The sequence below is a fragment of the Microbacterium kunmingense genome, assembly GCF_023155745.1.
Lineage (GTDB): Bacteria > Actinomycetota > Actinomycetes > Actinomycetales > Microbacteriaceae > Microbacterium > Microbacterium kunmingense.
In genome coordinates, this window is record NZ_JAKNUS010000011.1 from 17003 (window position 1) to 31366 (window position 14364).

The window sequence follows — 14364 nt, forward strand, 5'->3', positions numbered from 1 at the left end:
CCGACGAGGGCGCGCGAGTGTGTCACCCTGGTAGAACGCCGCACCGACCGGGGCGGGAGGCCCCGAGAAGGATCCGATGACCACCGAGCAGCACGCGACGGCCGACCGCTTCCCCTCCCGAAGGTCGCAGCCCGAGCCGCGCAAGCGAGGGTGGGGCACGTTCCTGCGCGACGTGCTGATCATCGTCCTCATCGCCCTCGTGGTGTCCTTCCTGGTCAAGACCTTCGTCGTCCGGTCGTTCTACATCCCGTCGGGGTCGATGGAGAACACCCTGAACGTCAACGACCGCATCCTGGTGGACGAGCTGACGCCGCGCTTCGGCGGATACGAGCGCGGTGATATCGTCGTGTTCCGCGATCCGGGCGGCTGGCTCCCGCCGTCGGAGTCGCCCAGCCGCGGCCCGTTCGTCGACGCGGTGGAGTGGGTGCTCTCCCTCGTCGGGCTGGCCGCGCCCGACAGCGATGACCATCTGGTGAAGCGGATCATCGGGCTGCCGGGCGACCACGTCGTGTGCTGCAACACGCTCGGCCAGATCACCATCAACGACGTGCCGATCGACGAGATGGATTACCTGAAGCTCCCGGGTGGGGTCAGTCGCGCCTCAGCGGAGGACTTCGACGTCACCGTTCCCGAGGACCGCCTCTGGGTTCTCGGCGACAACCGCAACAGCTCCCGGGACTCCCGCTTCAATCAGGATCAGCCCGGCGAAGGATTCGTCCCGCTCGAGAACGTCGTCGGCCGGGCTTTCCTGACGACCTGGCCGCTGTCTCGCTTCGGGCTGCTGGACTTCCACCACGAGGTGTTCGCGGGTGTTCCCGAGCCCGCGGATCAGCCCTGACCACGCGCGCCATGACAGTGATAGAACCGCGTCTCACTCTCGAGCGGAGGCTCCTGCGCGAGCATCCGGTTGTCATCGCGTGCGATGAGGTCGGGCGTGGTGCGCTCGCGGGACCGGTGGCGGTCGGCGCGGTCGCCGTCGACGCGCCGCGGTCGCGCAAGCGCGTGCCGCAGGGGCTGCGCGACTCCAAGCTGGTGCCCGAGCATCACCGCACGGCGGTGGCGGCCCGGGCCGCCTCCTGGGTCGCGGCCAGCGCCGTGGGGTGGGCCTCGGCCGATGAGATCGACGAGATCGGGATCATGCGCGCACTGGGCCTGGCCACGATCCGCGCGCTGGCGGACCTCCGCGTCCACGGGGTGATCCCCGAGGAGGCGATCGTCATCCTCGACGGCAACTACGACTACATCACCCCGGCCGGGGCGAGGGACCTGCGGGTGCGGCCGGTCATCAAGGCCGATCGCGACTGCGCGAGCGCTGCGGCCGCGTCGGTAATCGCCAAGGTGGCGAGGGACACCCTGATGACGGGGTTGCACGACGAGGCGCCGGCGTATCAATGGGTGCGCAACAAGGGGTACGCGAGCCCTGAGCACCGCGCCGCGATCCGCGCCGAGGGATTGAGTCGGCACCACCGCGCCTCCTGGTCGATCGCGGACGCACCGACGCTGTTCTGATGCGGGCCCGTTCGGTCGCGGGCGAGGATGAGCCGCCGGCGATCTAGAGTGGACTCACCATGGACGACGAGGTATTCGAAGACTACGACCGCGAGCTCGAGCTGGCGCTGTACCGCGAGTACCGCGACGTGGTCGGCCAATTCGCCTACGTGATCGAGACGGAGCGGCGGTTCTACCTGGCCAACGAGGTCAATGTCGTGCGCCGCGACACCGAGCACGACTTCTACTTCGAGATCACGATGAACGACGTCTGGGTGTGGGACATCTATCGCGCCGACCGGTTCGTCAAGGCGGTTCGGGTGCTCACGTTCAAGGATGTGAACGTCGAGGAGCTCTCCCGCCGCGACTTCCAGCTGCCCGAGGAGCTCTCGCTCGACAGCTGACGCCCCGCGTCCTCTCCTGCACAGCCGTCGATTTCCCGATTCTCTGCACGGATGCCGCGGAGCGGTCGCCACGGCTGAGCGTGACCGATCACCATCGGTCCATGGCACGCAAAGACGAGATCGGCAGGGCCGGAGAAGACCGGGCAGCGGAATATCTCCGGGAGCAGGGATGGACACTGGTCGCGCGCAATTGGCGCTGCGCCTCCGGCGAGATCGATGTGATCGCCGAGGACGGGCGCGACCTCGTCATCGTCGAGGTCAAGACACGGCGCGGTGAGCGGTTCGGTCACCCTTTCGAAGCCGTCGACACACGCAAGCGCATGCGGTTGTGGCGGCTCGCGATGGCCTGGATCGCGGTTCATCCCGACCAGGCGCAGGGCAGGCGTCTGAGGATCGACGCCGTAGCGGTGCTCGGACCCGATCCGCGGACGGCGACGATCGAGCATCTGCGGGACCTGCGATGACCGTCGTGCGAACCCGCGCTGTGGCCCTGACGGGCCTTGACGGGGCGGTCGTGGAGGTCGAGGCCGATCTGACGCAGCAGACCCCCGACTTCCGGATCATCGGGCTGCCGGACAAGTCGCTCGGCGAGGCCGTCCAGCGGGTGCACAACGCCTGCGCCAACAACGGGCTGACCCTTCCTCGGCGCAAGCTCACCGTCAATCTGTCACCGGCGAGCCTTCCCAAGAACGGCTCCGGGTTCGACGTCGCCATCGCGGTGGCGGCCATCGCCACCGAGCTCCCGCTTACCCGGGAGTCGCTCGATGCAACGGTCCACATCGGCGAGCTGGGTCTGGACGGGCGCCTGCGTCCGGTGCCCGGCGTACTCCCCGCCGTCCTCGCCGCCGCACGCGCGGGCATCCGTCGGGTGGTGGTGCCCTGGGCCAACCGCGATGAGGCGCAGCTCGTGAGGGGGATGAACGTCCTCGGCGCCGTGAACCTCGCCGAAGCCGTGGCGTTCCACGGCGGGTCGGTAGCGGTCCCCGAGCAGAAGCCGGTCACGATCGGGCGCGCCGATCACCAGACGGGCGAGCCCTTGGAGCTGGCCGATGTCGTGGGTCAGCGGGAGGCCGTGACCGCACTGATCGTCGCCGCGGCGGGTGGCCATCACCTGCTGATGAGCGGCCCCCCGGGTGCCGGCAAGACGATGCTGGCGCGCCGACTCCCCGGCATCCTGCCCCCGCTCGACGAGGAGGCGGCCCTCCTGGCCGCATCCGTCCGGTCTCTCGCCGGCGAGGCGGTCACGGCGCTCTGCCGGACACCGCCGTTCGAGGCGCCCCATCACAGCGCGAGTGTGGCCGCGCTGGTCGGCGGCGGCTCGCGGGTCATCCGGCCCGGGGCGATCGCTCGCGCGGCGACCGGGATCCTGTTCCTCGACGAGGCGGGGGAGTTCCCCGCGCATGCCCTTGATGCGCTGCGCCAGCCGCTGGAGAGCGGTCGCATCACCATCCACCGCGCCGGAGCCGTGGCGGACTTCCCGGCGCGCTTCCAGCTGGTGGCGGCGACCAATCCGTGCCCGTGCGGACAGTACGCCGTGCCGGGCGGGTCCTGCGTCTGCCCGCCGATCGCCATCCGTCGCTACCTCGGCCGGCTGTCGGGTCCGCTCCTGGATCGGATCGATATCGAGCTGTCGCTGCGCCGGGTGTCGGTCGCGCCGGGCAGGGACGACACCGGCGGCACCACGACCGCCCTGGCACACACCCAGGTGCGGGAGGCTCGGGAACGCTCTGCCCGTCGCCTTCGAGAGACCCCGTGGCGCACCAACGCGGAGGTATCGGGGAACTGGCTCCGCCAGGGACCGATGGCACCCCCGCCCATCGTCCGTCGCCCGTTGGACGCCGCGCTGCATCGAGGAGCGCTGACCCTGCGCGGGTATGACCGGGTCCTTCGCGTGGCCTGGTCGCTGGCCGATCTCGACGCGCGGCCACAGCTGAGCGTCGACCACATCGGACGCGCGCTGTTCCTGAAGAAGGGAATCGCCTCGTGAGCGCCCTCTCGCACTCGTTCGCTCTCGCGCGCGACCCACTCGAGGGCGTGCGCGGGCTCCCGCTCGGCGATGACGACGCCCGGGAGGTCTGGGCCCGCGTGGCCTGGAACCTGCTCACCGAGCCCGGGGACGGCTCGGCGGGGCGTCTCATCGCCGAAGTCGGTGCTCCCCACGGGCTCGAGATCGCCGTGGGAGGTCGCCCCGCGCCGGCACACCTCGCCGAGGACATCGCGCGGGCCAGGGAGCGCTGGATGCCGCGGTGGCGACCCGAGGGGGCGAGGGATGCCTGCGCCGCGGCCGTGCGCGCGGGGGTACAGCTCGTCGTCCCGGGCGATGCCTCGTGGCCCGCGTCGGTGGACGACCTCCAGGGGCACCGTCCGGTCTGTCTCTGGGTACGCGGGAACGCCCGGCTGCTGCAGCCGTCGAGTGGCGCGGTCGCGCTGGTCGGTGCGCGGGCCGCGACATCCTATGGTGAGCACGTCGCCGGAGAGCTCGCCGCCGAGCTGTGCCGGACGGGCGCGACGATCGTCTCCGGAGCCGCGTACGGCATCGACGGAGCGGCGCACCGCGCCGCTCTCGCCGCCGCCGGGACCACCATCGCCTTCCTCGCCGGTGGCGCCGATCGGGCCTACCCCGCCGGGCACAGCCGTCTGATTGATCGGATCGCCGCCACCGGCGTGGTCGTCAGCGAGACTCCGAGCGGCGCCGCACCGACCAAGTGGCGGTTCCTCCACAAGAATCGACGGTATGCGCGTTAGGACGCCTCTTTCCACTCCGTGCCGGTCCAGCTCCGCACCTCACCCGTAGCCCACGTCGTGCCGGTCCAGGCGCGCACCTCGCAGGGGCGCCACTCCGTACCGTTCCAGACGTAGGCACCCGAGAGGGTGCGGGCGGAGACAGTACCCGACCAGGGCGACCACCCGCGGCTGTTGTGTGAGCGCACGCGGACGTAATGGACCGTGCCGGGGCGGAGCTTCACGGGCGGGTTGATTCCTGACGGGTTGGAGTATCCGTTGGGATTACCGCTGGGCGGGGTGTCGTTCCACACCACGTTGGTGAAGCTGGAGTCCGTGGCCCATTGCGCGTGGTCATAGTCGATGCCAGCGCCGCGGGCGTCGCCTCGGGTGTATCGGACACCGAAGCTAGAGGGCCGGATCGTGGACAGGTCTACGTAGAGCGAGTGCGGGGCGGCAGGCGTCTTCGGGATGCGGGGCGCGTCCACCCAGGCGTCACCTGAGCCACCGTCACCGACGTTGCCGTGGTTGGTGTCAATGTACGCCGATGAGGGGAAGCCGGGGCGGTAGCCCTCGGAGTCGTGCCCGTGCCAGGTGGAGCCTGCACCGACGACGCGCGTGGCTACGGTCGCCTCGGACTGGTTGAGCACGAAGGTGCCGCTGTATGGTGTGCCGCCAATGCTGGCGCTCCAGTACTGCGTAGAGCCTGAGTACGCGAAGCCGTCAGACCCACGCTGGAGGAGCACACGCCAATCAAAGCGCGATGTGTTGGCGTTCCAGTCCTGGGTACCGGAGTACCAAACCTCGATGCCCACACGGTAGTTGGCACCACCGTTGAGCTGGCCCTCTGAGTAGGCCATGGTTACACCTGCTTAATCCACACGTCGCCGACGCTGGGGGAGGCCGGGGCGGTGGGCGCCACGGTGATCTTCTTGGGGTTGTTGAGCATGATCTGGCCGATGAAGTCGCGGGTGCGGTTCTCCTCGGTGTCGATGGTGTTGGCGGCGACCGTGCCCGATACCAGGGGCAGGCCTGCGGCTGCTGCTGTGTCTCCAATTGCCATGGGTGTTTCCTTACGTGAGTGAGTCGATGGAGCCGGTCAGCGAGTCGATAGACCCGCTGAGGAGGTCAATGGCCCCGGGCGGGGTCTCCTGGAGGTTGGCGCTCTCCACCTGCTGCGTGCCCTCGGTGAGGCGCCAGGAGACGGCGGTGAGCTGTCCGATTTGGGCGTAGGTTCCGGGCAGGTTGATGGCGACCTCCTGCCCGGGGGTCAGGGTGTAGTCCGCGCCGGTCGTGACGGCCTGTGTGCGTCCTCGGGTCTGGAGGGTGCGTAGACGTGCGGCGGCAAGGCCAGGGCCGGGGTAGGGGCGTCTCAGCTCCAGGAGGTCCACGTAGGGGCCGGTGCCCGCTACGTCGTCCTGGGTCTGCTCCACGCCCTCAAAGTCGCGCCAGGTGTAGCGGACAATCACACCCGTGGCGTAGAGGCCGGAGTCCACCGCGATGGTGTCGGTGCCGTTGATGGTGTTGGAGGGCTGCGCCACAAAGCGCCCCGGGATGGCGAACTCTGCCGGGTCGATGAGCCACCAGCGGCGCTGCTCATCGCAGTACAGCCGGTACCCTGCTGACCCGACGATAGGCACCAGGAAATCCCAGGCGGTTTCGGCGGGGTCCCAAATGAGAAGTTCCGGCGCACGGTCTATGAGGGCGACGCGGCGCGTGCTGGAGATGTCCGGGTCTCCGGTCCACTCATACAGGTACTCCGCCGTGTCCGGCTTGCCGCCCCAGAAGTATTCGGCGTTGTCCACGCCGGGGCGGGGGTCATGCTCCACAAGCTGGAACTTGCCCCAGGTGATCGTGCCGCCCGTGCCGCCGTGATAGAAGCGTATGAAGGCCTCCGTGGCACCAGCGGGGACCGTGAAAGTCACGCTTACGCGCGTGCCCTGCGTGCCGGTGTTGGGGCCGGTCTGCACGACGTTCGGAACCTGGGCGGAGTGCCATACCTGATAGGCACCTGTCCCAACACGGGTGTGGATGACGATGGCCCGCGCGCGTCCGTGAAGACCAGGCTTAATGGCGTCAGGCTCTGCGGGGGCCTCACCCGTGATGGTCATCCGGACGGAGCCCTCGGCGCTAACGGTGTAGGTCTTTCCCGCCTGGAGTCCTTCAGCCATCGTGCCGGTCACACCGTTCAGACCGAGGAAGGAGTCAGCGTTGGTGGGGGTGTGTAGATGCACGCCGTAGTGCTCTACGCCCTCAACAGGGTTGGGAAAGTCGTAGTCCACCATGGTCTGGATGCGCTCTTGGCTATAGCCACCGCCCGGAGTGCGTGCATAGCGGGGGTCCTTGAAGAGGTTGGTGGCGTCGGTGTAGGTGGTCACGTTCGCATCGAGCGTGCCCGGCTGGAGGGCAGCGCCGGGGATGGCCTTGCCAATCACGTAGTTGCAGACCGCCCGCAAGCTGGACTGGTGGGCGAAGGCGCCTACGTCCTGGGTGGTCTGGGCGTAGGTCTGGAGGATCGCCTCATCCGTTGCGGCCTCAACGGCAATCTCGCGCCCGTCGTGGCTCACCTCGCGGTTGAGAATCGACAGGTCAAAGCTACGGGTATCGGAGGGGTTCCAGACCGGCTGCGCGGGCGTGGTGATTGTGCGCGTCTGGATGATGGAGGGTGAACCCTCAGCGGTGCCGGTCCACTCGTAGCGGGTCAGCTCCTCATCGGGTGTGGCCCCGTCAAAGAAGGCCCCGCCCGCGCCCACCTCGATGTTGAGCGCGGTAATGTCCAGGGTTGCGCCCACGGCGCCCTGTCCGGAGGGGATGATGAGCGCCACGCCTGAGGTGCTGGTGGTGGAGGCGTTGAAGGTGGGGCCGGTCACGTCGATGTCAGACACCCCGGCAGGCAGGTTGAGCGTGCCTAGGATGCTCTGTCCGGTCGCGGAGGAGTCCGTGGCACGTGCGACCACCTGGACGTCGGAGAGGGCGACTGAGGCCCGTACGCGGGCCTGTACGCGGATGGTCTGACCGGCGTTGGGCATGGTGGTGCCGACGCGATGCGTGAAGCGCCCCGCGCCGGTCGCGTTGCGCGCCCACCGTACGGCGGTGGTGATGTCCCCGGGCATATCCGTGCGGGTGCTCAGGGTGCCGATTGCGCTGCTCCAGAAGGTGGAGAAGCTGGAGGTGCCGCGCGGGACGCGGGCGTAGTTGCGGCGCACCTCGGTCCAGGCGCTGTAGACGGGCGGCGCCATCGTCCAGGAGCCGCGTGAGGAGGCGGTGATCTGGAGGCGCTGACCGGCGTAGGGGTCGATATCCTCAGCGAGTTCGGGGTCAAGCTGGGGCACGGTGATGCGCGCCACACCGTACGGTGCGGCGTTCAGGTTCAGCTCCACGTCACCGTCTGACACGGGGAGGTTGTCACCGGCCAGGCTGACGTGGGCGCGAGGGTGAATCTCAAAGGCCACTCGTAACCTCCTGGAATCCAACCTCCACGTACCACAGGCCTACGCTGGGGTCCTGCTGGAGGCGGATGGACCCCTCCAGGGCGTACGTCATCGACACCTCAGCCACGTCGCTGGAGATGTAGGTGAAGCTCGCAGGCTGTTTGTGGAGGGCGACCGCGGCGTGTGCCTCGGCGCGGTCCTGGTACACCAGGCGGAGCGTTCCGGCGCGCGGGCGGGGCGCGACGTAGACCGTGCCTAGCGAGCCGTCGAGAAGGTCGAAGGTCACGTTTCGGCTGCTCAGCTCGGCGCTGTAGTCGATGACCTGGAGCGGGCTGGTGGAGCCGCCACCGTTGTTGGCTGTAATCGTGTGCATGTCACACCACCTGGTTGACGCGCATGTTTACGCGTCCGGTCTTCGGGTTGGGTTGCCAGCGGCGGTATTCGCTGTCATCCACGCGGAGCTTCACGTAGGTCTCGACGGTCTCGGGGATGCCGTCTACGTCACCCTTGAAGTTGGATACGTCGACCGTGGCCTGTCCGGTCTTGGCGTCCACCATGATCTGGACGCCAGAGGGCAGGGTGTAGAGCTGGTTACCCAGCTCGTCCACCTCATAGGTGGCGGTCCCGGCGTCCTCGATGAGGCCCTTGAGCGCGGCCTGGGAGTCCTGGAAATTCTGAGTGGCGAGGGCCTGCACGGTGTTCAGTTCGTACACCTCTCCGCGCAGGAGCTGAAGGTCCTTCAGGCGCTGCGTCTCGGCGGTGGACAGGTTGGTGTAGCCCTGCGTCTGGCGCTGCGTGAGGCTTAGGTACTCCTCATCCGTTGCCGCCACCAGCTCATTGGCAGCGGCCAGGGCGTTGGTGTCCCCAGCGAGCGCACGCGCCGCCATGGAGCGGTCGCCCAGGGCGGTGGTGAGGTCACGCAGATTGTCCTTCACGCCCTGGTCGGAGCTGGTGAGGATGTCATTGACGGACGCCATAACGGCCATCTCGTCCAGCACCGTGGAGCCTGCCTCCATGTACGCGGTGGCTAGATCGTTGGCGCGGTCCTCCAGCGCCTTGCGCTGCTCCTCAGCAACCTTGAATGCCTCGATGAGGAGACCGATACCGGCAGCACCGGCAGCGAGTCCGAACGCGGGCAGGAGGCCACCGACAGACCCGGCAAGACCCCCAAACACGTCCTGGGCGAGTTGCGGAATGTCTTCCAAATCGCCGCGGAAGCTGGAGAAGGTTTCGCCTAGGTTCTGCTTCAGCTCACCGGATGCCTCGTTACCTGCATCGCCCAGACGGCGCATGCCGCGCTGTCCGGCGTCACCCGCGTCCTTTGCGGCGAAGCCCAGCTTGTCCAGCTCCTTACGGGTCTGCTCCAGCTCGGTGTCTAGGTCCTCGGTGGCGTCCTGGGCCTTGTCTAGCTCGCGCTCAATGTCGCGCCCGTAGTTGCCGTCACCGAGCTTTTCCAGCGCGTCGTGGGCGTCCTCGATGGGCTCAATGAGTCCGTTCTGAATGCTCTTCTCCACGCCGCCGGTATCGACGGCCATCGGGATTTCGATTGCTCCTGAGCGAGCCATTAGCCCACCTCCTCGATGGCCTCATGAATGGTGCGGCGTGCGGTCTGTACCCACAGCGACGCAAAGCGGGGGATGCTGTCACGGGCAGCGGGGTAGACCACCCGTCCGTTTCTGTACGGCGGACCGAACGCGGGGCCTAGACGGCGGCGGTACGCCTTGCCCTTCCTGGAGCGCGAGGTGATCACCTTGTCCGCGCCGCCACCGAACTCCAGCGCGCCCGTGATGCGGTCGGCGGAGCGGCCACCCTTGAAGGTGAGACCACCCGCGCGGAGGGTGACGTTACGGCTGGACACACCCACGGAGGCGGTGGACACAAGGCCCGTCTGCTGCATGCGCGTGACCGCACGCCCAGCCGTCTCGTCCTTCCAGATGGGATTTGCAGCGGCCTTAGTCGCCGCGTTGATCTGCTTTCGCGTCTCCGGACCAACGGCCCTCAGAGACCGTGCAAGCGTCTGGAGAGGGCTGTCGATGAGGAGCGAGATGGAACCCGCGCCCCTCACGGTCAGCTCGCGGCGAAGGTCGGCTGTCCGACGATCTGGAGGGTAACGGTGGCCTCGTGGATGCTGTTGGCACCGCCACCGACCTGCGCGGCCTCAGCAATGACGGTGAACGTCACGACCTTGCCACCAGCGTTGGGGGTGTACTTGAAAATCTTTGGCGTACCGTGCCAGGCAATGAGCTGCTGAGACAGGCTGTTAGCCGTGCTCCAGTCCTGCTTGAAGGTGATCTGTGCGGACCACTGAGCGGCACCAACGAAGGACGTAACGCCTCCGCCAATGTCGGTGGTCTGAGCCTTGGGGGTGTTGGGTACCAGGGCGCAGGAGGTGACAGACGTGGTGTATTCGTCCGTTCCCACCTCTAGCTTTCCGGTGGTGCCGAAGTATGCGGCGTTTGCGATGAGGGGCATTTCTTACTCCTGGATGGGGGTGATAGTTGTGATGGCCTGGACTGTGAGGCTGTAGATGGACTCCCCGCCCTGCGTGCGTCCGCGCTCGGCGGTCGTCCACAGAAGCTGAGGGTGGGCGTCAAGCACCGCGATAAGGCGGGGCAATTCGGTGTTGAGCTTTGGCAGCGCCTTGGCTGCGTCGGTGCCGGGTACCGAAAGCTCCAGAAGGAACTCCACGCCCAGCGCGTGGGGCGGCATCACGGAGCCGTCTACGGTCGTGGTGACGTTGCCCTGACTGAAGGTCAGGAGCGTGCGGCTGGGTGTGCCGGTGATCTTCTCGGCGTCCAGTACCTGCCAGGTCTCGGGCACGTTCTCGGTGAGGTACGCGGCGAGGTCCTGGGAGACGGTCGCAAACTCAAAGGACATTGGCGACTCCGCTCGTCGGGCGGATGATGGAGCGAATGGTCTTGTCCAGAGGGCGTGGCGTGAAGCTGAAGCCCTCCGTGCCGACGTTGCCGCTCTCGTCCGCACGGCCCGCGTTCCAGAGGTTTCGCGCCTGCTGGAGCTGGGCGTAGACGTAGTTGCTCGGCACCACCTCGGGCGCGGTGGTGAGCACCTGCCCGGTGGGCTGGCCATCGGTGTACGTGACCTCCAGGCGAAGACCACGCGCGCTCAGCGGGTATGTCTCGGTGCCGGTGAAGTCAGGTGCCACGTCGGCAGACCACAGAAGCTCTACGCCGGTCTGTACCCCGTCCTCATACGTGATGCGGACGTTGACCTCCGTCACCTCCTCCTCCTCGGCGGGGGTGGGGGCGTAGCTGAGCACCTGGTCACGCGCCACGTCGAGAAGGAATGAGCAAAGCTCCGCGTTCTCAATGGGCGCGCCAGGCCACGCCGCGAGGAGACGGTCTGCCTCCTCGGGCGTGGTGTTGGTGTACCAATTGCTCATCTACGCCCCTGCCGATCAGACGGCGCCGATGATGGAGACAGACTCTTCGCGGACCACGAAGGTCTCCAGGAAGGCGACCAGCGCGCGGTCCACACCGAACTTGGCAACTTCGAGGGCGTCAATTTCGGCCTGCTGCTCACGGAACTCAATGGCGTTCTTGGCGCCGACGATGACCTGAGGCTTTGCAGCACCCAGACCCGTGAAGAAGGAGGCGGGAGCCTTGACCACGCGGACCTTGCCCGCGGTAGCCTCACCCGTTCCGATGCCTACGCCGAACTCCACGAACTCGGGCACAAGGTCCTTCGGGGTGTAAAGGAGCTGCGTCCACGCGGTGGGGTTCACGATGGCGAACGTGGCGTCATCACCGTTGTCAGCGATGAGGTCAATACCCTGGATGAGCTGGCCCATAGCGGCGGGGTACTGGGTGGGGTAGGTCGCAGGAGCAACCAGACGCGACAGAGCGGCGCCCGATCCGCGGGAGGCAACGGTGAAGATATCCTTTAGCGCGCTCTCGTCGATGATCTTGGCGGCGCTATCCACGACGCCCTCAAAGAAGGCCTGCATAACGTCAGCGCCACCCTCCAGGTACTGCCACTCCAGCGCGTAGTCGGCTGCGTAACCGAACTTGCGAAGGGTGGAGCCGTACAGGCTGGTGGAGGCGGTACCGGTCGGCAGCTCAACCTTCTGAGCGGCGTTGGCAACCTCAGCCACAAGAGCCGTGCCCTGCGCGACCTTGAAGCCCTTACGTCCACCCAGGGCAATACCGCCGTAGGTGTGGTTGGCCAGGTCGATGTAGCGGCTCTGGTAGCGCTTGCCCTGCCAGAGGCGACCGGCGAAGGTGGGCGGGATAACGCCGGAGCCTGCGGTCGTCAGACCGCCTGTGCTCTCGGCCTTGATGTCAGCCAGCGCGGCAAGCATGGTCTCTGCTTCTGCCGTCTGACCGGGGGTGCCACTCTTGATGGCGGCGATGGCGCCGAAGACCGCGTTAAGGTCCAGGGCCTTGGGCGCGGGTGCGTTGCCCAGTAGCGTTGCCGGGACCGTTGCCCCAGCGTCATTGGTGTCAGCCATTGAAAACTCCTCGTTGTCGGCTGTTTCGGTTACCTGCGCCGGGGCGGCGTCAGGGGTCTGCTCCTCGTCCTCGTCGGACTCGGAAAGTCGGTTCTCAATCAGCGCCTTGGCGGCGTTGATGTGGGCCTCCACCTCCTGGATGAAGGCGGCGTAGTCATCGGGGTCAGCGATGCGCTCCTTGGCCTCGTCGTCGGGGGCCACGGAGAAGAGGGCGCCCTCTAGCGCGGCGCTTTCAAAGGCCCCGTCAACCACGACGGCGGCGCCTGTGAGCCGCGCGAAGGTGGCGCGTACCTTGTCGATGCCGTCACGGACTAGGCCCGCTACCTCGGCGCTCAGCTTGCGGGTGGGCTGTGCGAGCCAGGCGTCTGCTTCGTCGGTGTCAGCCAGCGCGAAGGTGGCTTCAATGCCGCGCTCGGTTTCGCGTAGCTCAATGGCGCGCCCGATGGGGTTGAAGCGGTCGTGCTCGGTGTTGAGCGTCACCACCGAGTGGTCCCGGGGGAGCTTCACGGAACCCTTGGTGAACATCACCGGGGCGTTGCCAGAGGCGTTGGGGCGGCTCAACTCACCGAACGGGAGGAGCAACCCGCGAATGTTGCGTGTGTTCTCGACGCGGGCAAAGAGGCCCGCCTCAGGGGTGCTGTCACCCGGCAGGTTCTCTGCCGGGTTGGATAGGTCTTCAGGCATCGGGGTTCTCCGTTACGGGGGACTCGGGGGAAAGCTGGTCAGGGTTCGGGACCATGAAGTCACTGAGATCAGCGCGCACCTCGGAGTTGGGGCCAACTACGTTGTCCATCGACAGGGCGGCGGTGATGGCGTAGGCGAAGCGAGCGGAGCCAAAGACCCACAGCTCACTGGCCTTGCCGTTCTCATTGACGTAGGACATCTGGCCCGGGGTGCCGCCCTCGCGGCCCGCCTCCAGGAAGCTGGCGGGCACACCTGTGTGCATGGCGAGCTGAATTCTCAGGCTGTTCATGCCCGCCTCAAAGAGGTCCACAGCCTTGTCCTGGTGGTCAATCACCTGGACGTAGCTCGGGGTCACACTCACCGCGTACTTATTGCGGTTGGCGGCGTAGCTCTTGGACAGCTCTTCCTTCTCCGCCGTGGTCATCTCGTCAAACGTCTTGTCCGTGAGGTGCAGCTCCGTGGCGGCGGGCGGGGCGTCTAGGCGGGCCTGGCGCGCCTGCTCCAGCTTTCGCGCCTGGCGGATGGAGTCCACACCGTCCGTCAGGAGACCATTGCTACCGAGCGGCACATAGATGAGGCGCTGACGGAATCGAGCGGGGATAACGCTTGGATCGGCGTTTACTGCGCCGGTCTCCTTGTCAATCTCCCAATGCTGGCGGGGGATATGCAGAAGGTCACGGGGGAGTCCGAATGCATCCAGCTCCGCACCCAGCACCGCGGCGCCGTGGAGGAAGAGGTCCTTGACTACGCCATTCCAGCGAATGAATGGAGAGATACCCGTGTCGGAATTGCCGGTCCAGAAGGGCTGGGACGGAGCTTCAGCTCCGTCCTGATACACAACAAACTTGAGCGGCGATACCAGCGCCTGGTGAGCTTGGAGCGCGCGGTTGACCTCAGGCACGCGGAGGGCAATCTCCGGGGTAACCAATTCAACAGGGAAGTCCCACAGGTCACCCACGATGGCGGGCATAAGGCTGTTCGGTTCAGCCCACGGGGAGGCAAGGTTAGCGGGCAGGGAATCAACCTTTGGCGGCAAGCCAAAGAATGTTTCTCGCCAGAATCCCACGATGCTCCTTTAGGTGCCCGCCCCCGGGCCAGAAAGAGAGAAAGACTCCCGGGGGCGGGCGGTTCTGAATAAACTAGTTAGCAAGACTAATTATATCAACTA

General features: G+C 66.9%; 17 protein-coding genes. 6 read left to right on the forward strand and 11 right to left on the reverse strand.

What is annotated here, in order from left to right; all coding sequences use genetic code 11:
* The first annotated feature begins 76 nt into the window (after positions 1–76).
* The 6 genes from lepB (at position 77) to MA875_RS14500 (ending at position 4637) form a co-directional block, all read left to right on the forward strand.
* Positions 77–838 carry a signal peptidase I gene (gene lepB, locus MA875_RS14475; protein WP_248242968.1) on the forward strand — a complete coding sequence of 254 codons (762 nt, stop codon included), beginning with the start codon at positions 77–79 and terminating at the stop codon, positions 836–838.
* A gap of 11 nt (positions 839–849) precedes the next feature.
* Entirely contained in the window at positions 850–1509 is a 660-nt protein-coding gene (rnhB, locus tag MA875_RS14480) for a ribonuclease HII (protein ID WP_248242969.1), read from the forward strand.
* 59 nt (positions 1510–1568) lie between these two features.
* The gene (locus MA875_RS14485) at positions 1569–1892 is read left to right on the forward strand and encodes a DUF2469 family protein (protein WP_124293411.1); all 324 of its coding nucleotides are present in this window, start codon (positions 1569–1571) and stop codon (positions 1890–1892) included.
* Between the two features lie 101 nt (positions 1893–1993).
* Complete coding sequence (locus tag MA875_RS14490) at positions 1994–2356, forward strand: YraN family protein (RefSeq protein WP_248242970.1); 363 nt, start codon at positions 1994–1996, stop codon at positions 2354–2356.
* A complete protein-coding gene (locus MA875_RS14495) occupies positions 2353–3879 on the forward strand; it encodes a YifB family Mg chelatase-like AAA ATPase (protein ID WP_248242971.1) in 1527 nt (508 codons plus the stop codon). The genes MA875_RS14490 and MA875_RS14495 overlap by 4 nt, the downstream gene beginning before the upstream one ends.
* On the forward strand, positions 3876–4637 hold the full coding sequence (locus MA875_RS14500) for a DNA-processing protein DprA (RefSeq protein WP_248242972.1): 762 nt from the start codon (positions 3876–3878) through the stop codon (positions 4635–4637). Before MA875_RS14495 ends, MA875_RS14500 begins: the two co-directional genes overlap by 4 nt.
* Here MA875_RS14500 and MA875_RS14505 read toward each other — a convergent pair.
* From MA875_RS14505 to MA875_RS14555, 11 genes are all read right to left on the reverse strand, one after another.
* Entirely contained in the window at positions 4634–5473 is an 840-nt protein-coding gene (locus MA875_RS14505; RefSeq protein ID WP_248242973.1) for a fibronectin type III domain-containing protein, read from the reverse strand. The two genes, MA875_RS14500 and MA875_RS14505, sit on opposite strands and share 4 nt — an antisense overlap.
* Before the next feature lie 2 nt (positions 5474–5475).
* Positions 5476–5676, reverse strand: a complete 201-nt coding sequence (locus MA875_RS14510; RefSeq protein ID WP_248242974.1) for a hypothetical protein — start codon at positions 5674–5676, stop codon at positions 5476–5478.
* 10 nt (positions 5677–5686) lie between these two features.
* The gene (locus MA875_RS14515; RefSeq protein ID WP_248242975.1) at positions 5687–7993 is read right to left on the reverse strand and encodes a hypothetical protein; all 2307 of its coding nucleotides are present in this window, start codon (positions 7991–7993) and stop codon (positions 5687–5689) included.
* Positions 7994–8054: 61 nt separating this feature from the next.
* Positions 8055–8417 carry a hypothetical protein gene (locus MA875_RS14520; RefSeq protein WP_248242976.1) on the reverse strand — a complete coding sequence of 121 codons (363 nt, stop codon included), beginning with the start codon at positions 8415–8417 and terminating at the stop codon, positions 8055–8057.
* A gap of 1 nt (position 8418) precedes the next feature.
* Complete coding sequence (locus MA875_RS14525) at positions 8419–9579, reverse strand: hypothetical protein (RefSeq protein ID WP_248242977.1); 1161 nt, start codon at positions 9577–9579, stop codon at positions 8419–8421.
* A 29-nt stretch (positions 9580–9608) separates the two neighbouring features.
* Complete coding sequence (locus MA875_RS14530) at positions 9609–9923, reverse strand: hypothetical protein (protein WP_248242978.1); 315 nt, start codon at positions 9921–9923, stop codon at positions 9609–9611.
* A 188-nt stretch (positions 9924–10111) separates the two neighbouring features.
* Positions 10112–10516, reverse strand: coding sequence for a hypothetical protein (locus tag MA875_RS14535; protein WP_248242979.1), 405 nt, complete (start codon positions 10514–10516; stop codon positions 10112–10114).
* 3 nt (positions 10517–10519) lie between these two features.
* On the reverse strand, positions 10520–10921 hold the full coding sequence (locus MA875_RS14540; RefSeq protein WP_248242980.1) for a hypothetical protein: 402 nt from the start codon (positions 10919–10921) through the stop codon (positions 10520–10522).
* Positions 10911–11444 (reverse strand): hypothetical protein, encoded by a 534-nt coding sequence (locus MA875_RS14545; protein ID WP_248242981.1) that lies wholly within the window; start codon positions 11442–11444, stop codon positions 10911–10913. The genes MA875_RS14540 and MA875_RS14545 overlap by 11 nt, the downstream gene beginning before the upstream one ends.
* A 15-nt stretch (positions 11445–11459) precedes the next feature.
* Positions 11460–13196, reverse strand: coding sequence for a hypothetical protein (locus MA875_RS14550; protein ID WP_248242982.1), 1737 nt, complete (start codon positions 13194–13196; stop codon positions 11460–11462).
* On the reverse strand, positions 13189–14262 hold the full coding sequence (locus MA875_RS14555; protein WP_248242983.1) for a hypothetical protein: 1074 nt from the start codon (positions 14260–14262) through the stop codon (positions 13189–13191). The genes MA875_RS14550 and MA875_RS14555 overlap by 8 nt, the downstream gene beginning before the upstream one ends.
* Positions 14263–14364: the final 102 nt, after the last annotated feature.

What these genes read in the sequence shown, in the direction of transcription:
- MA875_RS14545 (WP_248242981.1), bottom strand. Translation starts at nt 11,444, where the DNA reads ATGAGCAATTGGTACACCAACACCACGCCCGAGGAGGCAGACCGTCTC.
- MA875_RS14505 (WP_248242973.1), bottom strand. Translation starts at nt 5,473, where the DNA reads ATGGCCTACTCAGAGGGCCAGCTCAACGGTGGTGCCAACTACCGTGTG.
- MA875_RS14540 (WP_248242980.1), bottom strand. Translation starts at nt 10,921, where the DNA reads ATGTCCTTTGAGTTTGCGACCGTCTCCCAGGACCTCGCCGCGTACCTC.
- MA875_RS14535 (WP_248242979.1), bottom strand. Translation starts at nt 10,516, where the DNA reads ATGCCCCTCATCGCAAACGCCGCATACTTCGGCACCACCGGAAAGCTA.
- MA875_RS14520 (WP_248242976.1), bottom strand. Translation starts at nt 8,417, where the DNA reads ATGCACACGATTACAGCCAACAACGGTGGCGGCTCCACCAGCCCGCTC.
- MA875_RS14490 (WP_248242970.1), top strand. Translation starts at nt 1,994, where the DNA reads ATGGCACGCAAAGACGAGATCGGCAGGGCCGGAGAAGACCGGGCAGCG.
- MA875_RS14485 (WP_124293411.1), top strand. Translation starts at nt 1,569, where the DNA reads ATGGACGACGAGGTATTCGAAGACTACGACCGCGAGCTCGAGCTGGCG.
- MA875_RS14495 (WP_248242971.1), top strand. Translation starts at nt 2,353, where the DNA reads ATGACCGTCGTGCGAACCCGCGCTGTGGCCCTGACGGGCCTTGACGGG.
- rnhB (WP_248242969.1), top strand. Translation starts at nt 850, where the DNA reads ATGACAGTGATAGAACCGCGTCTCACTCTCGAGCGGAGGCTCCTGCGC.
- MA875_RS14525 (WP_248242977.1), bottom strand. Translation starts at nt 9,579, where the DNA reads ATGGCCGTCGATACCGGCGGCGTGGAGAAGAGCATTCAGAACGGACTC.
- MA875_RS14510 (WP_248242974.1), bottom strand. Translation starts at nt 5,676, where the DNA reads ATGGCAATTGGAGACACAGCAGCAGCCGCAGGCCTGCCCCTGGTATCG.
- MA875_RS14550 (WP_248242982.1), bottom strand. Translation starts at nt 13,196, where the DNA reads ATGCCTGAAGACCTATCCAACCCGGCAGAGAACCTGCCGGGTGACAGC.
- lepB (WP_248242968.1), top strand. Translation starts at nt 77, where the DNA reads ATGACCACCGAGCAGCACGCGACGGCCGACCGCTTCCCCTCCCGAAGG.